Below are 6,285 nucleotides of genomic sequence, written 5' to 3'. Positions count from 1 at the left end.
GGCCCGCGGGGGGGGGTGGTGGCCACGTCTCCCTTTTCCCCCAACAAGGCCCCTCCGGCCCGTCCCCTCCCGTTGGGGGGAAGTTGAGGCTGGTGGGGGTGGGCGTGGGGGTCCCTTAGGGCAGGGCCGAACAGATCCCGTAAGGGATGCGAGTGCCCCTTGCGGGCCTCAACTCGACGGGCCGGGGCGGTATTCCCGACACCGCGCGACGCGATACACATCACGACACGAGAAACTGCCGAACGACGACGCCCGCCCCCACTCACCTCTCCCACCCACCAACGGGAGGGGACAGACCGGAGGACGAAGTCTGTAGGGCTGTCACCGCACCCGAAACACCACGCCCGCCGCCAGGCGCAACGGCGAACACGCCCAACGGCGGGACGGCCGACAACGTACGCGGCGCCGCAAAGCAAGCAACGGCGAGCAAGCCCCGCGGCGGGGCAGAGGGGTACGTGCGGGGCGCCGCCAAGCGCAGCGGAACGGCGAGCGAGCTCCGCGGCGGGAAAGCCAGGTACGTGCGGGGCGCCGCAAAGCGCGACGGCGAGACGACCCGCGGCGGGACGGCCAGGTACGTGGGGGTCAAACGCATCGCGCTATGAGGAGGGCGACGTCGTCCGGGTCCTCGGGGCGGCGTAGTTCGCGGAGGAGGCGGTCGCAGGTGGCTTCCAGCGAGCGGTCCGGTGCGTCGAGCAGGTGCAGGAGGGTTTCCAGGCGTTCGTCGAGGGAGTGGTGGCGGGTCTCGACCAGCCCGTCGGTGTACAGGACGAGCTGGTCGCCCGGGCCGAGGTGCACCGTGGTGTTCTCGAACGGGACGCCGCCGACCCCGAGCGGGGTGCCGGTGGGCAGGTCGAGGAACGCGGGGTGCCGGCCGCGGCGTACCAGGGCCGGCGGCAGATGGCCGGCGGTGGCCAGGTGGCAGGCGGCCCGGTGCGGGTCGTAGATCGCGTAGACGCAGGTCGCGATGTAGTGCTCCAGCGCCGAGGTGATCTTGTCCAGGTGCGTGAGGACCTGCGCGGGGTCCAGGTCCAGGTCGGCGAATGCGCTGGTCGCGGTGCGCAGTCGGCCCATGGTCGCGGCCGCGTCGATGCCGCTGCCCATGACGTCGCCGACGACGAGCGCGGTCCGGTCGCCGTCGAGCGGCAGTACGTCGTACCAGTCGCCGCCGATCTCGTAGGTGGCCTGCGCGGGCCGGTACCGGGAGGCGATCTGCAGGCCGGGGAGCTGCGGCGGGTGGTCCGGGAGCAGGCTGCGCTGGAGGGTCTCGGCGGCGTTGCGCACGCTCTGGTGCGAGCGGGCGTTGTCGATGCACACCGCGGCGCGGGCGGCCAGCTCACCGGCGAGGGCGAGGTCGTCCTCGTCGAACGGCTGCGGGGTGCGGGCCCGGGACATGCCCAGGAAGCCGAGGATCTGGCCCCGCGCGGTCAGCGGGGCCAGCAGGTAGGAGTGCACCCCGGCCCGGGCCATCCGGGCCGCGGAGGGGGCGTCGCGGGCGATGCGCGCGAGGGCCCGGTCGTCCGTCCGGGCCACCAGGATCGGGCGGCCGGTGCGGACGCACTGGGTGGCGAGGCGGTCGGGCGCGTAGGCGACGGTCTGGCCGGGGGGATCGGCGGCCTGGACGGCCTCGGTGGGGTAGGCGGCCTTCACCGCGAGGGCGCGGAACAGCGCGGGCCCGTCGGCGGCGTCGTGGCGGTGCTCGTCCAGAACGGAGTCCAGCACGTCGACGGTGACGACGTCGGCCAGTTCGGGGACGGTGACCTCGGCCAGCTCCCGGGCGGTCTGCCGGACCTCCAGGGTGGTGCCGATACGGGCGGTGCCGTCGGCGATCAGGGCCAGCCGGCGCCGGGCCTCGGTGGCCTCCATGGCGGCCTGGTAGCGGTCGGTGACGTCGACGACGAGGTCGGCCACCCCCAGCACCCGGCCCTGGGGGTCGTCCAGCCGGTACAGCGAGATCGACCAGGCGTGCAGCCGGCCCGGGTCGGCGGGGGTGTGACCGACGATGGTGGTCTGGTCGACCATGGGCGTGCCGGTCTGCAGGACCTGCCGCATGGCGGCCTCGGGCACCTCGAACTTCGCGGCCGTCATGATCTCGCGATAGTGCCGGCCGAGGTGCTCCTTCGCGGGGATGCCGTGCATCCGCTCCAGGGCGGGGTTCACGGCCACGTACCGCAGATCGGTGTCGAGGATCGCCAGCCCGATGGGGGACTGGGAGATCAGCCGGGTGGACAGCGCGACGTCCCGCTCCAGCTCGCGCAGGGTGGGTGAGTCGGTGGCCAGCCCGAGGGCGTAGAAGTCGCCGCGGTCGTCCAGCAGGCGCATGTTGCGCAGCTCCACCATGCGGGAGCTGCCGTCCTTGTGCCGGACCGGGAACGTTCCGCCCCAGCTCCCGCCGGTCTCCATGACCTCGGCGAACTTCTTCAGCACCAGGTCCCAGTGCTCTTCGTGGACGAGCAGTGGCGCAGCGTACTGGCCGAGCGCCTCCTCGGCGGTGTAGCCGTAGAGGTCCTCGGCCTGCGGGCTCCATAGCGCGATCCGGCCGTCCGCGTCCACGAGCACGGCGGCCACGTTGAGGAGGTCCATCAGCCCGCTGGGGGGGGACCACCGGCCTTCCGGCAGACCGTCCTCGGTCAGGTCGCCGGCCGGCGGGCTCCCGGGGTCTTCGGCTGCGCTCACCCGGGCACTCCTTCCACTGCCCCGGCTTCCATCGTGCCCCCGTCCCTCCGGATGCGCCGACCGGGCAGGCGGCCGGTCCGGGCGACGGGCCGGCGCATGCGGTGAATTCCCGTGTCCCCGCGTCCCGTTCGTGCCGGATTGCGGATGCTACTAGCACGTAGTGATCATGGAAGCAACCTCTCGTTTTCGCGTCGTGGCTGGTTATGATCGGCAACCCCCACGGCCTCACGATGACGGACGGGCGCCTTCCGTTTCCCCCACACGGAGCGACCGAACCGCTGATGGTCTTCTGTTCCCCTGTCTCCGCCCCCGAGGACCGATGACTTCCACAGACCCTGAGGGCCCACCGCCCGAAGGCCAGCGACAGCAGACAAGAAACCGCCGGCGGGGTGTGGTCCGGCTGCGCACCCTCCTCATCTGGCTGGCGGTGGTGCCCACCGTCGCGATGGGCGCCCAGGTCTTCGTCTCCGCGGACCGGCTGCTGCAGCAGTCCTCGAACCTGCGCGCCGACGTGGCGGACGGTGAGCGGATCGGCCGGCCGCTGTACGACCTGATGGCCCAGATGCAGGCCGAGCGCAGCATGACGGCGGCGCGGTGGGCCGGCTCACCGGTGTCGCGGGCCCGTCTGAAGCATCAGCACGCCGCCACCGACCGCGCCGTGGCCGTCTTCCAGCGGGCGGCCGGCACCGCCGACCGCCGGGCCGACGACCGGGTCGACCGCTATGTCCGGGAGGTGCAGAAACAGCTCGAAGAGCTGGACGCCTACCGCGAGCGCACGGACGCCCGCTCCGGCAGCGCCGACCGGGCCACCGGCTACTACAGCGACGCGATCGGCCGGATGATCCGCGTCTACCAAGAGTTCAGCAACATGGACGACGCGGGGCTCACCCAGGAAAGCCGGCCGGTGGTCGCCCTGTTCGCCGCCTCCGAGGTGCTCGCCCGCGAGGACACCCTCTTCGCGTCCGCCGGCCCGGCCCGAAGGCTGAACGGGGCCCGGTTCGGCGAACTCACCAACTCCATCGGCGCCCACCGCTTCCTCTACGGCACGTCGATCGTGCCCTATCTGCCGGAGGACGGCCGAAAGGCCTACGCCCGGATCGCCGCCTCGGACGCGTGGAAGACCATGTACGGCATCGAGGACGCGGCCCTCGCCGACCACCACGACATCCCGAACGGCGTCGCGCTGCCCCGCGCGGTACGCGACTGGCCGGCCGTCTACGGCAAGCTCGTCCCGCAGCTGACCGCCCTCAACTCCGAGCGGGTACAAGCGGTGATCGAGCACGCCGACGCCACGGCCGACGCGCTGGAGGCCGAGGTGTGGCGGATGGTCGTCGGCAGCGCCGCCGGCCTGCTGCTCGTCGTGGCCGTCGTCGTCTTCACCACCCGCACGGTGCTGCGCCGCATGGCCATGCTGCACGAACGCACCGTCACCGTCGCCGAGAAGACCCTCCCGGACATCGTCGACCGGCTGCAGCGCGGCCAGCGCGTCGACGCCGCCACACTCCCGGGCCCCCGGGGGGAACGTGACGAAGTCGGCCGGATCAGCGACGCGTTCGCCCGGGCCGTGACGGTCTCCGTCGAGGGCTACCGGCAACTCGCCGACGAGCGGCACGGCTTCGGCATGTTCGCCGCCGGCATCGCCGCCCGCACCGGAAACCTGGTCAGCCGCCAGCTCACCCTGACCGAGGAGCTCCAGGACACCTTCGGGCACGACGAGGCGCTGCTCGCCCAGCTGATGAAGTCCGACCAGCTGACGGTGGGCATGCGGCGGCAGATCGAGAACCTGCTGATCCTCGCCGGCGGGGAGATCCCCGACCCGCACACCGAGCCCATGCGCGTCGCCGACCTGCTCCGGGAGGCCGCCGCTGAGGTCGAGGACTTCCGCCGGATCGACCGGGTCGCGCTCGACGAGATCAGCGTGGCGGCCCGGTCCATCAGCGCGATCAGCCATCTCCTCGCCGAGCTGCTGGACAACGCGACGCGGTTCTCCCCGCCGGCGTCGAAGGTCGCCATCCGGGCCGAACTCGTCACCGACGGACTGTCCGTGGAGGTCGAGGACCGCGGCCCGCGCGTCGCCGCCGAGCGCTACGCGGAGATGAACGCCCGGCTGCACGCCGCCCCGCCCTACGCCGTCCTCGCCCAGAACGCCCACCGGCTCGGCCTCTTCGTCGTCGGCCACCTCGCCGACCAGCTGCAGGCCCGGGTCACCCTGCGCCGCTCCGCATACGGCGGGACCGCCGCCATCGTGATCATCCCCCAGGAGCACCTGGTCAGTACCGAGGAGGCGGCCACCACCGGCCCGGCCACCGCCGCCCCCGCGCCGGAACGGCCCGCCCCGCGCACCCCCGCGCCACCCCGCGAGGAGGAGCGCAAGCCCGAACTCCTCCTCCACGCAAGGCCCGTGGCACCGGACGAACCTGCCGAACCCACCGGCTCCGGGCTGCCCCGCCGGCAGCCCGCCGAGGCCCGGGCGACGGTCCGGCCGCTGACCCGGGACGGCTCCGCCCCGCCGCCGCTGCCCGAGCGCGTGCCGCAGACGCACATGGCCCGGCAACTCCGCGAGCCGCGCGCCGCGGAGCCGGCCGGCCAGGACACCGCGACCCCCGAAGAGGTGGCCGACGCCTGGGCGGATTACGAGCAGGGCACCGAAACAGTGGAAACCGAGCTCCGACAGGACCAGCCATGACGACGAACGACATGATCTACAGCATCCTCGACAACAACCTGAGCCGGATCGCCGGCATCGAAGGCGCCGTGCTGCTGTCCAACGACGGGATCCGGCTCAGCGCCTACCTGCTGGAACGCGACCAGGCGGAACGGGTGGCCGCGGCCTCCTCCGGCATCGCGGCCACGATGAAGGCCATCTCCCGGGAGGTCGGCGGCGGCCGGGTGATCCGTCAGCTGGTGGAGATGGACGACCGTTACCTCTGCATCGTCAGCTGCGGCGAGGGCAGCACCCTCATCGTCGTCACCTCGCGCAAGGCCCGCCTCGGCGAGCTGGGCGGTGAGGTCGTACGGGCCTCGCAGGCGCTCGGGGAGTGGCTCGGCACCCCGGAGCGCACCGCGGCCGCCAAGTCGTCATGACGGCCGGCCCGCAGCCGCCCCGACGGCGCCGCACCCGGCTGTACGCCCTCACCGACGGGCGGACCACCGCACCGCGCACCGTCCTGACCATGGACACCCTGATCACGGCGACGGTCGAGGCGGATGCCGACGGCAGCCTGGCCACCGAATGGCAGGCCATCCTCGCCATGTGCCGGCCGCCCCACGGCCGGGCCGTCGCCGAGATCGCCGCGCGGATGCACATGCGCCTCACCCCCATGACGGTCCTCCTCGGCGAGCTGGCGGACCGCGGTCTGATCCGTCACCGGCCGCCGCTGGAAGCGGCCGAAACGTCCAATGTTCATCTGCTCAGGAAAATCAGGGACAACCTTGCCCGGATATGACACAGCCGCCCTGGAAGAGTCCCCCGTCAAGATCCTCATCGCCGGTGGATTCGGGGTCGGCAAGACCACGTTGGTCGAGGCGATCTCCGAGATCGAGCCGCTGCGCACCGAGGAGCGGCTGACCGCCGCGGGCGTCGGCGTCGACGACCTCCACGGCATCGAGGAC

At 72.6% G+C, this 6,285-nt stretch carries 4 protein-coding genes and 1 pseudogene; 4 read left to right on the top strand and 1 reads right to left on the bottom strand.

Going from position 1 to position 6,285, the window contains the following annotated elements:
• Nucleotides 1-582 precede the first annotated feature (582 nt).
• Nucleotides 583-2,580 carry a SpoIIE family protein phosphatase gene (locus tag ACFV1J_RS40150; RefSeq protein ID WP_385866932.1) on the bottom strand — a complete coding sequence of 666 codons (1,998 nt, stop codon included), beginning with the start codon at nucleotides 2,578-2,580 and terminating at the stop codon, nucleotides 583-585.
• Between the two features lie 412 nt (nucleotides 2,581-2,992).
• Between ACFV1J_RS40150 and ACFV1J_RS40145 the strand changes: the two genes are divergently transcribed.
• The 4 genes and pseudogenes from ACFV1J_RS40145 to ACFV1J_RS40130 all read left to right on the top strand — a co-directional run.
• Nucleotides 2,993-5,359 carry a nitrate- and nitrite sensing domain-containing protein gene (locus ACFV1J_RS40145; protein ID WP_385866931.1) on the top strand — a complete coding sequence of 789 codons (2,367 nt, stop codon included), beginning with the start codon at nucleotides 2,993-2,995 and terminating at the stop codon, nucleotides 5,357-5,359.
• Complete coding sequence (locus tag ACFV1J_RS40140) at nucleotides 5,356-5,757, top strand: roadblock/LC7 domain-containing protein (RefSeq protein WP_385866930.1); 402 nt, start codon at nucleotides 5,356-5,358, stop codon at nucleotides 5,755-5,757. The genes ACFV1J_RS40145 and ACFV1J_RS40140 overlap by 4 nt, the downstream gene beginning before the upstream one ends.
• Entirely contained in the window at nucleotides 5,754-6,119 is a 366-nt protein-coding gene (locus ACFV1J_RS40135) for a DUF742 domain-containing protein (RefSeq protein ID WP_385866928.1), read from the top strand. The genes ACFV1J_RS40140 and ACFV1J_RS40135 overlap by 4 nt, the downstream gene beginning before the upstream one ends.
• A pseudogene (locus tag ACFV1J_RS40130) lies at nucleotides 6,106-6,285 on the top strand (ATP-binding protein); the annotation flags it as partial. The gene ACFV1J_RS40135 and the pseudogene ACFV1J_RS40130, both read left to right, overlap by 14 nt.

The sequence above is a fragment of the Streptomyces sp. NPDC059649 genome (genome assembly GCF_042734445.1).
Taxonomy (GTDB): domain Bacteria; phylum Actinomycetota; class Actinomycetes; order Streptomycetales; family Streptomycetaceae; genus Streptomyces.
This window is presented reverse-complemented; position numbering and strand designations above follow the sequence as displayed.